This is a genomic window from Rhodococcus sp. 5G237, from assembly GCF_053764735.1.
This window is the reverse complement of the sequence record NZ_JBSNCD010000003.1, coordinates 554,375-569,960: the sequence shown is the minus strand read 5'-3', so window position 1 is coordinate 569,960 and position 15,586 is coordinate 554,375. Positions and strand designations below refer to the sequence as shown.

The following is a 15,586-nucleotide window of genomic DNA, read 5'->3' as shown; positions in this document are numbered from 1 at the left end:
CGCCGTCGTCGTCAGGCCTCGTCGGAGGCGTCGGTGTCCTCGGAGAGGGGGCCGAGTTCGGCCTCGAGTACTTCCTGGACCACGCGCATCGCAGCGAGTCCGGCGGGGGCGCCGCAGTACGCCGAGCAGTGGATGACGGATTCGACGATCTCTGTGCGGCCGAGCCCGTTGCGCAGGGCTCCGCGGACGTGTCCGCGCAGCTCGTTCTCGGCGCGCAGCGCGATGAGCATGCCGAGGTTGAGCAGGCTGCGGCTGCGCCGGTCCAGGCCGGGACGCGACCATACGGCACCCCAGGCGTGCTCGGTCACGAACTCCTGCATCGCCTCGGAGTCGGTGCCGCGGGAACGCTCGAATGCCCGCTCGACGAAGTCGTCACCCATCACTTCGCGCCGGATCTCCAGACCCGTCGTGAATCCAGGAGTGTGCTCGGCGTCGGACATGTCATCGCTCCCTGCTGATCCGTCGCCGAACGGTTCGGCGACGAACGGATTCTATGCGGGCGCCCTCAGGGGAGCGGTGGGGTGAGGAGCGTCAGGAGCGACGCAGCACGGCGCGCAGGACGCCCACGACGGTTCCCCGGAGGAAGGTGAGGACGTCGAAGTGGTCGTCCCACACGGCGATCCGTCCGTCACGCACTTCGAAGGTGCCGCACACCCAGAACTCGATGCGCACCGGGCCGAAGCGCAGGATGTCGGTGCGTTCGGTGAGCACGATGTCGTCGTCGGCCGCGATGTGGTGGACGACGACGCCGAAGCCCATCGAAGGTCGCGCGAGACCTGCGAGGATCTTCCGGACCCGGGCGCCGCCGCGGATGGTGGGGAGCCAGGTGTTGTGCCACGCGATGTCGTCGGTGATCAGCGAGGCGGCGCGGTCGATGTCCTCGGCGGCCGTTGCCTCCAGGAAATCGGTCACCGTGGCGACGGCGTCCTGCGCGGTGGCGGTCTGTGTGCTCATCGTTCTCCTCGGCGTCGGCTGCGTCGCATGGTAATGGCAGGATGCCGGGGATGGGGTGGATTCGTGCACGTCACGGAATCACCGGAAACCGGGTTGTGTCGCGGAGGAGTCGGGCACCCTGAGATCAGGTACCCGTCCTCTCGAGTGACAGGAGCGAACCGATGAATCGAATTCCCCGACGCAGAGCAGCGTTGGTGGCGGCCGCAGCGGCGGTCGGGCTGGTGGTCGCGGGCTGCAGCGACGACCAGTCGGCGGAGGAAACGGTGGGCAGCGCGACCAGCGCGGTCCAGTCCGCCGCGGAGAGTATGGCGTCCGAGGCGGAGAGCGCCGTCGAATCGATCACGCAGGGCGACGATTCGCCCGAAGCCGAGGAGCCAGCGGCGGATCAGTCCAGTGCGGTGCCGGGACCGGACGGCGAGCAGGTCGAACTCAGCGGGCCGATCCTGCAGAAGTACGACGAGGTCGGCGGTGCGTCCAGCCCGCTCGGTGCCGCGACCGGCCAGCAGGAGGAGGTCGGCGACGGCTACGTCGCGGAGTTCGAGGGCGGCATCATCGCGTGGAGCCCCGACACCGACTCCCACATCGTGTGGGGTGAGATCCGCACGGCCTGGGAGGCCGCGGGCGGTGCCGGCGGCGATCTGGGCTTCCCGATCACCGACGAGGAACAGACCCCCGACGGTGCGCGGAGCAACTTCCAGTTCGGTTACATCACCTGGGCGCCCGGCGCCGGGACCGAGGTGGTCCAGGAGTGAGGTGACGTCCGGACATGCGTCGACGGTTCGAGCAGCAATGCCGCTCGAACCGTCGACCGTCTCGGGTGTGGTTCAGGAGAACAGGCCGCCGAACACGATGCCGAGAACATTGAGGGTGTTGGTGATCGCGTCGACCGCGCCGGCACCGATCAGGTCGATGCTGCCGAGCGGGATCAGGGCGAGAGTTTCGATGGAACCCATTGTGTACCTCCAGTTTTTGCGCACGCCGAAAGGCGAGGGCGGAATCGGGATGTGCCTCGGACACGGCGAGGCGGGAGCCGGGCGGGGGATCCGGCCTACGGATGTCGGCCCTGATCAGGGCCGGATGCGGATCAGAGTCCGAGCGAGCCGGAGATGACGCCGAACAGGTGCGTCAGCGAGGCCAGCAGCTGGCTGGTCGAGAGCAGAGACTCGATCGATCCCATGATTTTCTCCTCGAGAAAGGGCAGGCCTGAAACAGGCACGAAAATCCCGACGCGAATGCGTTGGGTGACAGAGATATTCGAAGATCCGCGAACCGAGGTCCGCGGACTTAGGTAATGCTAACAGTATTGACGATCGATTGGTCAACTACAAGAACGGACCGTCCCGAAATGCGAGATTCGGGACGGTCCGTGCTGTGTGTGCGGTGCAGGTTCGCTGAGTCCTCGCTATCCGCTCGCGTTTTCGCCATCCTCTACAGCAAATTGCCGTAGAGGATGGCCGAACATGTAGCGGATGCAGGCGGGGTCGGGGCCCTGCGTGTCAGGACTCCTCGTCCACCCGCGTCATCGCCAGGACGTCGAGGCGGCGGTCCAGTTCCTCCTCGCTCAGGCGATCGCCGACGAGGCCGCGGTCCACGACGGCCTGACGGATCGTCTTCTTCTCCTTCAACGCCTCCTTGGCGACAGCGGCCGCCTCCTCGTATCCGATCGCGGAGTTGAGGGGAGTGACGATCGACGGCGACGACTCCGCCAGCGTGCGCAGATGTTCGACGTTCGCCACCAGTCCGGTGATGCAGCGATCGGCGAACAGTCGGGAGACGTTGGCGAGCAGACGAATCGACTCGAGGACGTTGCGGGCCATCACCGGGATGTAGACGTTGAGTTCGAACGCCCCGGCCGCACCGCTCCACGCCACGGTGGCGTCGTTGCCCACCACCTGTGCGGCGACCTGCGTAACCGCTTCGGGAAGAACGGGATTGACCTTGCCCGGCATGATCGAGCTACCGGGCTGCAGATCGGGGAGCTGGATCTCGGCCAGACCCGTGAGCGGGCCGGATCCCATCCAGCGGATGTCGTTGGCGATCTTCGTCAGTGACACGGCGACGGTTCGCAGCGCGCCGGACACCTCGACCAGCGCGTCACGTGCGGCCTGCGCCTCGAAGCTGTCGCGGGCCCGCTGCAGGTCGTCGAGCCCCGTGGTTTCGACGAGCACGGCCACGACGCGCGGACCGAAATCCGCCGGTGCGTTGAGGCCTGTGCCTACCGCGGTACCGCCGATCGGCAGTTCGCCGAGGCGGGGGAGGGTTGCGCGGAGGCGTTCGATCCCGGCCTCGATCTGTCGGGCGTAACCACCGAACTCCTGGCCCAGGGTCACCGGGACCGCATCCATCAAGTGGGTGCGGCCCGACTTGACGACCGTACGCCACTCCTTCGCCTTCTCGTCGAGGGCACCGTGCAGATGCTCGAGGGCGGGGATCAGATCCTTGACTGTCGCCTCGGTCGCGGCGACATGCGTCGCGGTGGGGAAGGTGTCGTTCGACGACTGCGACATGTTGACGTCGTCGTTGGGGTGGACCGTGACGCCGGTCTTGGCGGCGATCGACGCGATGACCTCGTTGGTGTTCATGTTCGAGCTCGTGCCCGAACCGGTCTGGAAGACGTCGATCGGGAACTGGTCGTCGTACTCACCCGCGGCGATGGCATCGGCGGCCGCGACGATCGCGTCGGCCTTGTCGGGGTCGAGCAGACCCAGGTCCTTGTTCACCCGGGCACACGCGCTCTTGAGCAGACCCAGCGCGCGGATCTGTGCGCGTTCGAGTCCACGGCCCGAGATCGGGAAGTTCTCCACGGCGCGCTGCGTCTGGGCGCGCCACAAGGCGTCGACCGGAACCTGGACCTCGCCCATCGTGTCGCGTTCGATACGGAACTGCTGAGAAGACTGTTCGGTGTCGGTCATGTCCTCCACGTTATGCCGCCGGAACGAACGAGGAGGGGCACTGCACCAGAACTCGGTGCAGTGCCCCTCCTCGGAACGATCGCTTGGATCAGTGCGGTGAGGATCAGGGCATGGGCGGCGGCGAGCCGGCGACACCGTGGAAGTCGATGGACGAGAACTCGCTCAGCTTCTGCAGGCGGTGGTACGCCTCGATCATGCGGACCGTGCCGGACTTGCTGCGCATCACGATCGACTGCGTCTCCGCGCCACCGGCGGAGTAGCGGACGCCGCGGAGCAGCTCACCGTCGGTGACGCCGGTCGCGCAGAAGAAGATGTTCTCGCCGGTGACGAGATCGGTGGTGGTGAGGACGCGGTCGAGATCGTGTCCGGCGTCGATGGCCTTCTGGCGCTCGGCGTCGTCCTTCGGTGCCAGGCGGCCCTGCAGCGCGCCGCCCATGCAGCGCATCGCGGCCGCGGCGATGATGCCCTCGGGGGTACCGCCGATGCCGAGCAGCATGTCGACACCCGAACCCGGACGTGCAGCGGCGATCGCGCCGGCGACGTCGCCGTCGGAGATCAGACGGATGCGGGCACCCGCCTCGCGCACCTCCTTGATGATCTGCGCGTGGCGCGGACGGTCGAGGATCGTCACGGTCAGGTCGGCGTGCGCGATGTTCTTCGCCTTCGCGACGCGTCGGATGTTCTCCGCGATCGGGGCGGTGATGTCGATGACGTCGGCGGCCTCGGGGCCGACGGCGATCTTCTCCATGTAGAACACGGCGGACGGGTCGAACATCGCGCCCCGCTCGGCCACGGCGAGCACCGCGATCGCGCCGGGAGCGCCCTTCGACATGAGGGTCGTGCCGTCGATCGGGTCGACCGCGACGTCGCACAGCGGACCGTCGCCGTTGCCGACCTCCTCGCCGTTGTACAGCATGGGCGCTTCGTCCTTCTCGCCCTCACCGATCACGACGACACCCTGCATCGACACGGAGCTGACCATGTGCCGCATCGCGTCGACCGCGGCGCCGTCGCCACCTTCCTTGTCGCCGCGTCCGACCCACCGGCCGGCCGCCATCGCCGCGGCCTCGGTGACGCGGACCAGTTCGAGCGCGAGGTTGCGGTCCGGAGCTTCGCGGCGTGGGGTGCTGGCCGTCATGGGCTACTGCCTCCTGGAGACTTTTCGGTCGACGCGGGTTGCGCCGGCAGAGGAAGCGGGCGCCGAGGGCGCCCGCACGATCCGTGTGTGTCGCGTGGCTATTGTCTCATCACGGCCGATGGTGTGGGCTGTCGGACCCGCCCGGCCTGAACATGGCTGTTTCGTAGCTGTCAGACTGGACGGGTGGCATCCAAGAAACCTCGCATCCTGCAAGACGGTCGCGATATGGCGTGGTCGCTGATCCCGCTGCTCGTGCTGATTCTCTTCATCGCGGCGATCGCCAGCCAGTGCGAGTTCAAGCCCGGTGGACCCACGGCGGGTCCGGTGCCGAGCTTCGACATCGATGCCGGCCTGAAGTACGACGCGGCGGAGCTCGGATTCCCGATCCGCCAACCCGAGGTGCCCGAGGACTGGCAGCCCAACTCCGGTAGCCGCAGCATCGTCTCCGGTAACCAGGGCGGTGATTCGAGCACCGTCGGTTTCATCACCCCCGCAGGTCGCTACGTGCGCTTCACCCAATCGGATGCCGGTGAGGACGAACTGGTGCGATTCGTCGCCGGAGGTGCCCGCACCGCCACCGACACCCGCTCCGTCGAGGGCCACGACTGGGTGGTCTACGGAGGCGAGGGCGTCGAAGCACTCTGGGTGTCCGACTTCGGCGACGTGCGGATCCTGATCGGTGGCTCCGGCGACGAGGCCGAGTTCACCACCCTGGCGACCGCCGCGGGCAGGGCCGAACCGCTCGAACGCTGATCCGGGTCGGATCGGTCGAACGCTGATCCGGGTCGGATCGGTCGAACGCTGATCCGGGTCGGATCGGTCGAACGCTGATCTCGGGCTCGAGCGAGGTCAGTCCTCGTCGTCCTCGTACTCGTCGTCGTCCTCGTCGTCCGCGAGGGAGAGCGCCTGCTCGACGCGTTCGCGGGCACCGGCGAGGTGTTCCTCGCAGCGCTTCGCGAGCGCCTCGCCGCGCTCCCACAGCTGCAACGAGTCGTCGAGGTCGAGTCCGCCCTGCTCGAGCATCTTCACGACGTTGACGAGTTCGTCCCGAGCTCGCTCGTAGCCGAACTCCCGCACATCGGCGTTGGCGTCGTCGGTTCCCACGTTCGTCACTGTCCTGATCTTCCTTGTCGTTCGTGTCCCATGACGGCGGCGCGGGCCGCGCCGTCCGCCACGCGCACCCGCAGCTGGGTGCCGATGGGCATCTCGTCGAGTGTGCGTACCACTTCGGGGGCGCTGCCCGGCACGATCCGCTGGACCACGGCGTAGCCACGCGCCAGGGTCGCCGCGGGTCCGAGGGTCGCCAACCGTGCCCGCAGGTGTTCGAGCGTCGACGACTGCGACGAGATCAGTCGCGTGACGTCGCGCCGTGCCGCGTGCTGCAGTCGCTCGATCTCCTCGTTCCGCCGGTCGAGATCGCGGAACGGATCGGCCAGGACGGGACGGTCGCGCAACTGTGCGATCACGTGTTCCTCGCGCCGGACCCAGTTGCGCAGTGCCGCCGCCGACCGTGTCCTCAGCTCGTCGACGAGATCGAGTTCGGCGACCGCATCGGGTACGACGTGCTTCGCGGCGTCGGTCGGGGTCGCAGCCCGCAGGTCGGCGACGTGATCGCAGAGCGGACTGTCGGGCTCGTGGCCGATCGCGCTGACCACGGGGGTCGTGCACGCGGCGATCGCGCGGCACAGCGCCTCGTCGGAGAAGGGCAGCAGATCCTCGACGCTGCCGCCGCCGCGGGCGAGGACGATCACGTCGACATCCGGGTCCTTGTCGAGCGCTTCGAGGGCGTCGATGAGCTGCGTGACCGCGGTCGGGCCCTGCACGGTTGCGTGGCGGACGTCGAACTGCACGGCCGGCCAGCGACGCTGCGCGACCGACAACACGTCGCGTTCGGCCGCGCTGCCGCGGCTGGTGACCAGGCCGACGCGGCGCGGCAGGAAGGGGAGAGGGCGCTTCAACCGCGGGTCGAACAAACCTTCGGCCGCGAGCAACGCGCGCAGTCGTTCGAGCCGCGCGAGCAGTTCACCGATACCGACGGCCCGGATCTCGGTGACCCGCAGCGCGAGACTGCCGCGTCCGGGCCAGAAGGTCATCTTCCCGAACATGATCACGCGGCTGCCCTCGGTGAGCGGAATCCCCGACTGCTGCAACAACTGTGGTGAGCAGGTCACCTGCAGGGACATGTCCACCGACGGGTCGCGCAGGGTCAAGAACGCCGTCCGCGTCCCGGGGCGGGCGTTGATCTGGGTGATCTGCCCTTCGACCCAGATGGTGCCGAGCTTGTCGATCCACCCGGCGACCTTCTGCGCCACGGTGCGGACGGGCCAGGGCTGCTCCGCGGAGTTCGGGCGTGCCGCGTTCTGTCCGGCCGTCACTTGTTACGCGCGCTCGTGATCCGGTTCGACAGCATCGTCACGAACGGAGTACGCGCGGCGTGAGCATTCTCGTATTCGAGCAAGGCTGTGAGCTCGTCCACCGACAGTGCGCGCAGGCGGGCACGCAGCTGAGCGAGGGTCAACGAGTCGTAGTCGAGGTATTCGACGATCCCGGAACGGTTGCCGGTGGCGACCTTCGTGTCCGTGGTCTCACCGATCTTCGTGCCCTCGGCGTCGGCGGCCTTCTTCGGAGCGGTCTTCTTCGCTGCCGCCTTCTTCGCGGGGCCCTTCGTCGTCGCGGTACCGGCCTTCACCGGTGCGGCCTGCTCGGCCACGGGTGCATCGGCCTCGGTCGCCGGCGGGATCGAGTACAGGGCGAACCGGCCGGGAGCGCCGTTCGAGGCGCTGTTCGTCGAGGTCGCTGCCTCGTCCGAGGGGGTCGAGCCGTCGTCGTCGAAGGTCGCCCATTGTGCGGTCTCGGCGGGCTCTGCTCCGAAGATCTCGAAGAACTGGTCGCCCTTGATGGCGAGCGAGGTCATGACCTGCTGCACTCGCATCGTCGTCTGCAGGATCTGGCTCACCGTCGTCATCGGCAACGAAACGGCTGTGCTCGGCAGCTTGAGGGTCTCTTCGTACGCGGTGACAGCAACGCCGGCAGCCACCCGTGCCAGGAACGGTGGACGGATCATGCCCCAAGACTGCCCGATGATCGGCGTGATTGGTAGCCGGGGGAGCACGTCGGCTGCGAGCTGGAAAGCCCTACTCCCACGCGCCCCGTACTCTGGAGGTATGTCTGCGCCTGTTCCTCTCGAAGTCGGGATCACACGGTCCGCCGGTCCCTCCACCTCCGGAAAGCGCGTCCTGCTCGCCGAGCCGCGCGGCTACTGCGCCGGCGTCGACCGCGCCGTCGAAACTGTCGAGAAGGCGCTCGACAAGTACGGTGCGCCGATCTACGTCCGCAAGGAGATCGTGCACAACCGCCACGTCGTCGACACCCTCGCCGACCGCGGTGTGGTGTTCGTCGAAGAGACCGACGAGGTGCCCGAGGGGGCCGTGCTCGTGTTCTCGGCGCACGGTGTGTCGCCCGCGGTCCACGAATCGGCCGCTGCCCGGCAGCTGCGCACCATCGACGCGACCTGTCCGCTGGTGACGAAGGTCCACCAGGAGGCCAAGCGCTTCGCCCGCGACGACTTCGACATCCTGCTCATCGGTCACGAGGGCCACGAGGAGGTCGAGGGCACCGCAGGTGAGGCCCCCGATCACGTGCAGCTCGTCGACGGCCCCGACGCCGTCGATTCGGTGACCGTGCGCGATCCGTCGAAGGTCATCTGGCTGTCCCAGACCACCCTCAGCGTCGACGAGACGATGCAGACCGTGCAGCGCCTGCGCCAGAAGTTCCCGCAGCTGCAGGATCCGCCGAGCGACGACATCTGCTACGCCACCCAGAACCGCCAGGTCGCGGTGAAGGCGATGGCGCCCGAGTGCGATCTGGTGATCGTCGTGGGGTCGCGGAACTCGTCGAACTCCGTGCGGCTCGTCGAGGTGGCCCTCGGTGCGGGTGCCCGGGCAGCGCACCTGGTCGACTACGCCAAGGAGATCGATCCGGCCTGGCTCGAGGGTGTCGAGACCGTCGGCATCACCTCCGGTGCGTCGGTTCCCGAGATCCTCGTGCAGGGCGTCGTCCAGTTCCTCGACGAGCGCGGCTTCCACGACGTGCAGTCGGTGACGACCGCCAACGAGACCCTGGTGTTCGCCCTGCCGCGCGAACTGCGCGCGTCGCGTCGCTGACACGGTAGTTCCGTAGAGCTGTAGGTCCGTAGAGCGAAGACGACCGGTCACCGCCGTGAATCGGCAGGTGACCGGTCGTCTTCGTCGTATGGGTCAGTCCTCGTAGCGGTCGCGGTACCTCACGCGCGGAGGCTCGTAGCCCTGCGTGGGTGCGGGGGAGGGCGCCGGTCGACCGGTCTCCGGGTCGGGTGCCGGACGGCGCCGCGGCTCGCGGACCTCCGGCTGCACCGGCTCCGCAGGCCGGGGAGCGCGGGCACGCCGGGGAGCGGGCTGCTCGGCGGCCGGGGATTCGGGACGGACGCGGCGACGGGGGCGGGTGTCGGCGACCTCCCGGACCGACGCCTTCGCAGCCGGCGTCCCGCGGCCCGCGGCGGTGCGAGGTGCGTCCGCAGGGGTGGCCGCCGCCGGTCGTCCCCGGGCCGCACGCCTGGTCGGACGGTCGTTCGCAGCGCGGTTCGGCCGGTCGCCGGCGGCGCGGGCCGGGCGCTCCTTCGCGGTTCCGGCCTTCGCTGCCCGCGGCTTCGCCCGCTCGCGCGGCGCCCGGGCCCGTACCCCCGTGTTCTGTCGGGTCACGAAGATCCGGAAACCGCCGATGGCCAGTGCCAGGAGTGTCGCCACCAGCATCGCCGGGAAACGGTTCACCAGCGGATAGGCGACGTTGAGTGCGAGATCCTTCAATCCGCCGGTGCTGTCGGAGGAGACGATCTCCTGACCGATCGGCACCGCGAGGAGCAGCAGCAGAGGCGGCTGGGCCATGGCCGTGAACAGTCCGCGATAGCGCACCGCCACCGCGGCCGCGACGCAGCCGAGCACGTAGAAGACAGTGAACGCAGAGGTCAGTTCGTTCCCGCGTGCGCTGTCGAGCAGCACCCCGAGAAGCGTCGTTCCGGCTGCGATCGCCACGGCACCCCACCAGGGCACACCGGGCACCGTAGGCACCAACGACCGCATGTCGAGCGGCACCGCCGAACGTGCACGTTGGGTTGCAGACACAACGTAGACATTAGCGTGGCGATGTCAGCTCGCTTCGTCGACAGGACCGTCCGCCACTGCTCTTTCTGCCAGAGTGCTGCGCCGCGGCCACGCGTCGACACGCTGCACCTCGGGCACCGCACCGTCGAATATTTCCAGGTCGTGGAGCTTGCGGGCCGTCACGCCCACCCGGGTGTCCATCGACGAGACCGTCATGTTGAACGAATCGACGGCCTTGCCGAGCTGGTTGCCGAGCCGATCGAGGTGGGAACCGACCACGCCGAGCCGTTGGTACAGCTCACGGCCCAATCGGTGGATGGTCGCGGCGTCGCGGGAGAGCGCCTCCTGCCGCCAGGTGTGCGCGATCGTGCGCAGCAACGCGACGAGCGTGGTCGGTGTGGCAAGGATGACGTTCCGGGCGAAGGCGTGCTCGAGCAGATCGGGATCGGCACCCAGCGCGGCGTCGAGGAACGGATCGCCCGGCACGAACAGCACGACGAACTCGGGCGTCGGGTCGAACGACTCCCAGTAGGCCTTGGCCGCCAGTTGATCGATATGGGTACGCAACTGACGTGCGTGGCGCGTGAGGTGCCGATCGCGCTCGTCGGGCTCCTCGGCCTCGGCGGCATCCAGATAGGCGGCGAAAGGCACCTTGGCGTCGACGACGATCTGTTTGCCGCCGGCGAGGTAGACGAGCAGGTCGGGCCGTACTCCGTCCTTGCTCACCTGGGTGTCGAAGTCGCAGTGCCGGACCATCCCGGCGAGTTCGACGACGCGTTCGAGCTGGATCTCACCCCATCGTCCGCGGATCTGCGGCGCACGCAGCGCGGTGACCAGCTGCTGGGTGCGCGTGGACAGCAGCTGCGACGCGCGGTGCATGCCCTCGACCTGCTCGCTCAGCCCGGCGTAGGCGTGCACGCGGTTGCGTTCGACGTGCTCGACCTGCTGGGCCAGCGCTCCCACGGCCTCGTTCAACGGGCCGACGAGCCGCGACACCTGGTCGCCGATGGCACCGGACTGCCGACGCGCGGCGTCCTCGCTCACCGCGGCCAGCGACTGACGCAGCTGCTCCTCGTTGTCGCGCAGGGCTGCCAGCTGCGCCTCGGCACGGGCTGCGCGTTCGCCGTCGCGGGAAGCCCGCAACAGCCAGCCGAGCACCACCCCCAGACCGAGCGCGACGAGCAGGCCGAGTGCCGTGAGTGCTGTCATGTGGCGGATGATGCCTGATCGATACGACATCCACCCGACACCCGGGGATGTCGGTCCCCTCCTCTACCGTCTGTCCCATGCGGATCCTGCACACCTCCGACTGGCACATCGGCCGCACCTTCCACGGGGTCGACCTGCTCGCCGACCAGGCGCGTGCGCTGCGGGCCATCGCCGATCTGGTGGCCGAACGCGGGATCGACGTGGTGGTCGTGCCGGGCGACGTGTACGACCGGTCGATCCCGAGTTCCGACGCGGTGGCCGTGTGCAACGCCGGTCTCGAGGCCATCCGTGAGGCAGGGGCGATCATCGTCGCCACCTCCGGCAACCACGACTCGCCGGTCCGTCTCGGCGCCGGTGCCGCCTTCGCCGCGCACGGTGGTCTGCACCTGATCACCCGCGTGTCGCAGATCGACAGCCCCGTCGTCCTGCACGACGAGCACGGCCCGGTCTGCTTCTACGGCATCCCGTATCTCGAGCCCGAGATCACCCGCGCCGAGCTCGGCGTCCCCGAGGCCCGCTCGCACCAGCAGATCCTCGACGCGGCGATGGAACGCGTGCGCGCCGATGCCGCGGGTCGCGACGGCCGCACCGTCGTCCTGGCCCACGCCTTCGTCGTCGGTGGCGAGCCCAGCGACTCCGAGCGGTCCATCTCCGTCGGCGGAGTCGAAACGGTGGCCGCGTCGTCGTTCGACGGTGCCGACTACGTCGCGCTGGGTCACCTGCACTCCCCGCAGACGGTGAGCGAGACGGTCCGGTACTCGGGATCGCCGTTGCCGTACTCCTTCGGCGAGCGCTCGCACCGCAAGGCGGTCTTCGTCGTCGACCTCGACGCCTCGGGTGCGGCGTCCGTCGAGCGCGTCGATCTCCCGGTGATCCGCGAATTGACCCGTCTCGAAGGCGGACTCGACGACCTGCTCGCCGATCCGGCCCATGCCGCCGTCGAGGAGCACTACGTCTCCGCGGTGCTGACCGACGCGACCCGCCCGCTCGACGCCATGCGTCGCCTGCAGGAGCGGTTCCCGTACGCCGTGCACGTCGAATGGCAGCGACCGGCCGGGTCCACGGAGGGCAGTTATCGCGACAAGGTGCGCGGTCGCAGCGATCGCGACGTCGCCGCGTCGTTCCTCACCGACGTGCGTTCCGAACCGTCCGAGCGCGAGCGCGGCTGGATCGACGAAGCGTTGAGGGAGGTCGACCGTCGTCGCGGTATCGGCGACGAGACCGACACGCAGTGGCGGACGGACGTGCCCGCATGAGACTGCACCACCTCGAGATCACGGCCTTCGGTCCGTTCGCCGACACCGTCGAGATCGACTTCGACGAGCTCGGCGCCGACGGGCTGTTCCTGCTGCACGGCCAGACGGGCGCGGGCAAGACGTCGATCCTCGACGCGGTCGCGTTCGCGCTCTACGGCACCGTCCCCGGGGCTCGCTCCGAAGGGCGCCGGTTGCTGTCCGACCACGCGCGGGTGGGTGCCGTGCCGACGGTCCGGCTCGAGGCGACCATCGCGGGGCGCCGCCTGTCCATCGAACGCAGCCCCGAGTTCGAACGCCCGAAGAAGCGCGGCACCGGCACGATCAAACAGAATGCCAAGGCGAATCTCACGTGGCTCGACGGGTCGGGGGAGAACCTGTCGCGCGCCCAGGAGATCGGCGACGTCGTCAAGTCGCTGCTCGGGATGAGCGCCGAACAGTTCTTCCAGGTGGTACTCCTTCCACAGGGCGACTTCGCCCGGTTCCTGCGCGCGAACAGCGAAGAGCGCGGCAGGCTGCTCGAGCGTCTGTTCGACACCACCCGTTTCGGCGACCTCGAGCAGTGGCTCCGCGACCGCCGCGGTGCCGGAACGAAACTGCTTGCCGAGCAACAGAAGAAGGTCGAAGTCCTCGCGGCGAAGGTGGCTGCGTCCGCCGGGATCGAAGCGGGCGCCGATGCCGACCCGGTGGAGTGGGCGGGCCGCCTGCTCGCCGAGGCCGCGGAGAACCGCGACGACGCCGCCGCGGCCCTGTCGCGCGTCCGCGCCGTCGACGAGTCCAACCGGCGCAGGCTCGACGAGACCGTCGCTCTCGCCGACCGACTCCGCCGTCGCCGCGACGCCCTGAACGTCCTCGCCGAACTCGAGCAGACGCAGTCGCAGCGCGTCGCCCTGACGGCCGAACGCGACGCCGCGCATCGCGCGGTGAGCGTCGCGGTCGTCGATCGGGAGGCCGACCGTCTCGCACGCGAGGCCGATGCCGCCGCAGCGCGCGCCGAGACGGCCGCTGCGCCGCTTCGGAGCGACGACGAAGGACGCGATCTCCTCGACGCTGTCGGGCCGACGCCGTCCACCACCGACCGCGACGTCATCCGTCCTCGATGCGAGGAATGGTCCTCGGAGGCAGCGCGTCTCGACGTGCTGCTCGATCGCCGACGTCGTCTCGCCGAGCTCGAGGCAGACCGCGAGAAGTTCGTCGGGCGCCACCGCGCTCTCACCGACGAGCGTCAGCAGGTGATCGACGAACGTGCCGCGCTGCCCGAGCGGTCGACCGCCGCCGCCGATGCGGTCGCCGAGGCCGAGCGCGCAGCCGCGATGCTCCCGGGCCTGTCCACCGCGCGCGACCGTGCCGCCGACGCACTTGACGCCGCCACCGAACTCGCTTCGCGCCGAACCGAACTCGAACGACTCGAAACCCGGGTGCTGCAACTGCACTCCGAATTCAACGACGCGCGCGACGCGCACCTCGACATCCGGCAGCGCCGGATCGACGGGATGGCCGCCGAACTCGCGGCACGTCTCACCGACGGCGAACCGTGCGCGGTCTGCGGGTCCACCGAGCATCCCGAGCCTGCCCGCCCGACGCCCGACACCGCGACGAAGGCCGACGAGGAACGCGCCCACGCCGCCGAGCAACGCGCCGCCGCCGCGCTGAGCGAAGCACGCGAGGCCGTCACCGAACTCTCCGGGATCGTGGCCGTCCTCCGGCAGCGTTGCGGCGATGCCGAACTCGCGGAGCTCACCACCGCCCACGCCGAGGCGGTCCGCGCCCACGACGAGGCCGCCACCGTCGCCGGTCGGCTCGACCACCTGCGCGCGGCGGTCGAGGATCTGCGCAAGCTCGACACGGTGCTGGCCGAACAGGAGAAGCGGCTCGACGCCGAACTGTCCGAGCTCGCCCGCGAGGACGCGGTCCGCGCAGCCGAGATCACGGAGATCCGCGAGCGCATCGTCGAGGCCGTCGGCGACCTCGACCTGCTCGCCCCGCGACGGAAGACGGTCGCGGCACTGTCCGCCGCGGCCACTGCACTGCTCGATGCTCGCACCGCAGCCCTCCAGGCGCGCACGGCCGCCGATGAACGCGCCGCCGACGCCCGCACCGCAGCCGCCGAGGCAGGCTTCACCGAGCTCGACAGTGCCCGCGCGGCCGTCCGGACGCCCGAGCGACTCGCCGAGATCGACCGCGTCCTGCGCGCCGCCGACGACGAACGCGCGGTGGCCACCTCCACGCTGAACGACCCGGCGATCGCGGCGCTCACCGGCGACGAGGTCGCCGACGTGACGGTCGCGCGCGCGGTGGTGGACGACGGTGCCGCCGCGGTCGAAGCGGCCCTGAGTGCGGCCACCGAGGCCGAGCGCCGGCACCTCGACATCGAGAACTACACCCGCCGACTCGAGCGTGCCTGCGCCGAACTGGCCCCGCTGCTCGACGAACACGCCGAACTCGCCGCGCTCGCCGACGTCGTCGCGGGGATGGGGTCGAACGCCAAGAAGATGTCGCTGCGCTCGTACGTGCTCGCGGCGCGACTCGAGGAGGTTGCCGACGCCGCCTCCGAACGCCTGCGCAGAATGTCCGGCGGTCGCTACGAGTTCGTGCACTCCGACGCGGCCGAGAGCCGGGGTCGTCGTGGCGGTCTCGGTCTCGACATCCACGACGAGTACACCGGGGCTGTGCGATCGACGAAGACGCTGTCGGGCGGCGAGTCCTTCCAGGCGTCCCTCGCGCTCGCCCTCGGCCTCGCCGACGTCGTCGCCGCAGAGGCCGGTGGGCTCGTACTCGACACGATGTTCATCGACGAAGGGTTCGGTTCACTCGACGCCGACTCCCTCGAAGCCGTCATGGGTGTGCTCGACGAACTGCGCGCGGGAGGCCGTGTGGTGGGCGTGGTCAGTCACGTCGACGAGATGCGGCAGCGGATCCCGAGCAGGCTGCACGTCATCCGTGGCCGCTCGGGATCCACCGTCCGCGTCGCGAGCTGACCGCCTC

At 69.3% G+C, this 15,586-nt stretch carries 15 protein-coding genes; 5 read left to right on the top strand and 10 right to left on the bottom strand.

What is annotated here, in order from left to right; all coding sequences use genetic code 11:
- Nucleotides 1–11 precede the first annotated feature (11 nt).
- Nucleotides 12–440 (bottom strand): carboxymuconolactone decarboxylase family protein, encoded by a 429-nt coding sequence (locus ACWPOC_RS09240; protein WP_120281767.1) that lies wholly within the window; start codon nt 438–440, stop codon nt 12–14.
- 91 nt (nt 441–531) lie between these two features.
- The gene (locus ACWPOC_RS09235; protein ID WP_120281768.1) at nt 532–954 is read right to left on the bottom strand and encodes a limonene-1,2-epoxide hydrolase family protein; all 423 of its coding nucleotides are present in this window, start codon (nt 952–954) and stop codon (nt 532–534) included.
- Nucleotides 955–1,115: 161 nt separating this feature from the next.
- On the opposite strand from ACWPOC_RS09235, the gene ACWPOC_RS09230 reads away from it, so the two are divergent.
- Nucleotides 1,116–1,706, top strand: a complete 591-nt coding sequence (locus tag ACWPOC_RS09230; protein WP_455408448.1) for an LGFP repeat-containing protein — start codon at nt 1,116–1,118, stop codon at nt 1,704–1,706.
- Nucleotides 1,707–1,778: 72 nt separating this feature from the next.
- Here ACWPOC_RS09230 and ACWPOC_RS09225 read toward each other — a convergent pair whose 3' ends face one another.
- The 3 genes from ACWPOC_RS09225 to glpX all read right to left on the bottom strand — a co-directional run bounded on the left by ACWPOC_RS09225 (nt 1,779) and on the right by glpX (nt 5,004).
- Entirely contained in the window at nt 1,779–1,907 is a 129-nt protein-coding gene (locus tag ACWPOC_RS09225; RefSeq protein ID WP_455408447.1) for a hypothetical protein, read from the bottom strand.
- Between the two features lie 543 nt (nt 1,908–2,450).
- Entirely contained in the window at nt 2,451–3,866 is a 1,416-nt protein-coding gene (locus tag ACWPOC_RS09220) for an aspartate ammonia-lyase (protein ID WP_160877125.1), read from the bottom strand.
- A gap of 103 nt (nt 3,867–3,969) precedes the next feature.
- Nucleotides 3,970–5,004, bottom strand: coding sequence for a class II fructose-bisphosphatase (gene glpX, locus ACWPOC_RS09215; RefSeq protein ID WP_016693944.1), 1,035 nt, complete (start codon nt 5,002–5,004; stop codon nt 3,970–3,972).
- Between the two features lie 183 nt (nt 5,005–5,187).
- Between glpX and ACWPOC_RS09210 the strand changes: the two genes are divergently transcribed.
- The gene (locus ACWPOC_RS09210; protein ID WP_455408446.1) at nt 5,188–5,757 is read left to right on the top strand and encodes a DUF4245 domain-containing protein; all 570 of its coding nucleotides are present in this window, start codon (nt 5,188–5,190) and stop codon (nt 5,755–5,757) included.
- Between the two features lie 96 nt (nt 5,758–5,853).
- Here the strand turns inward: ACWPOC_RS09210 and ACWPOC_RS09205 are convergent, their stop codons facing one another.
- Genes ACWPOC_RS09205 through ACWPOC_RS09195 form a run of 3 tightly spaced genes read right to left on the bottom strand, consistent with a single transcriptional unit; the run spans nt 5,854 to nt 8,068 of the window.
- Complete coding sequence (locus ACWPOC_RS09205) at nt 5,854–6,117, bottom strand: exodeoxyribonuclease VII small subunit (RefSeq protein ID WP_455408445.1); 264 nt, start codon at nt 6,115–6,117, stop codon at nt 5,854–5,856.
- Nucleotides 6,114–7,379, bottom strand: coding sequence for an exodeoxyribonuclease VII large subunit (gene xseA / locus ACWPOC_RS09200; protein ID WP_455408444.1), 1,266 nt, complete (start codon nt 7,377–7,379; stop codon nt 6,114–6,116). Before xseA ends, ACWPOC_RS09205 begins: the two co-directional genes overlap by 4 nt.
- Nucleotides 7,376–8,068, bottom strand: a complete 693-nt coding sequence (locus ACWPOC_RS09195; protein ID WP_455408443.1) for a lipid droplet-associated protein — start codon at nt 8,066–8,068, stop codon at nt 7,376–7,378. Before ACWPOC_RS09195 ends, xseA begins: the two co-directional genes overlap by 4 nt.
- Nucleotides 8,069–8,168: 100 nt before the next feature.
- Between ACWPOC_RS09195 and ACWPOC_RS09190 the strand changes: the two genes are divergently transcribed.
- Nucleotides 8,169–9,167 (top strand): 4-hydroxy-3-methylbut-2-enyl diphosphate reductase, encoded by a 999-nt coding sequence (locus ACWPOC_RS09190; protein WP_455408442.1) that lies wholly within the window; start codon nt 8,169–8,171, stop codon nt 9,165–9,167.
- 93 nt (nt 9,168–9,260) lie between these two features.
- On the opposite strand, the gene ACWPOC_RS09185 is transcribed toward ACWPOC_RS09190, so the two are convergent.
- Entirely contained in the window at nt 9,261–10,160 is a 900-nt protein-coding gene (locus tag ACWPOC_RS09185) for a DUF6542 domain-containing protein (RefSeq protein WP_455408441.1), read from the bottom strand.
- 24 nt (nt 10,161–10,184) lie between these two features.
- The gene (locus ACWPOC_RS09180) at nt 10,185–11,348 is read right to left on the bottom strand and encodes a DNA recombination protein RmuC (RefSeq protein WP_120281776.1); all 1,164 of its coding nucleotides are present in this window, start codon (nt 11,346–11,348) and stop codon (nt 10,185–10,187) included.
- Between the two features lie 77 nt (nt 11,349–11,425).
- On the opposite strand from ACWPOC_RS09180, the gene ACWPOC_RS09175 reads away from it, so the two are divergent.
- Together ACWPOC_RS09175 and ACWPOC_RS09170 are read left to right on the top strand one after the other, a co-directional pair.
- Complete coding sequence (locus ACWPOC_RS09175; protein WP_120281777.1) at nt 11,426–12,604, top strand: metallophosphoesterase family protein; 1,179 nt, start codon at nt 11,426–11,428, stop codon at nt 12,602–12,604.
- The gene (locus tag ACWPOC_RS09170) at nt 12,601–15,579 is read left to right on the top strand and encodes an AAA family ATPase (RefSeq protein ID WP_455408440.1); all 2,979 of its coding nucleotides are present in this window, start codon (nt 12,601–12,603) and stop codon (nt 15,577–15,579) included. Before ACWPOC_RS09175 ends, ACWPOC_RS09170 begins: the two co-directional genes overlap by 4 nt.
- Nucleotides 15,580–15,586 lie beyond the last annotated feature (7 nt).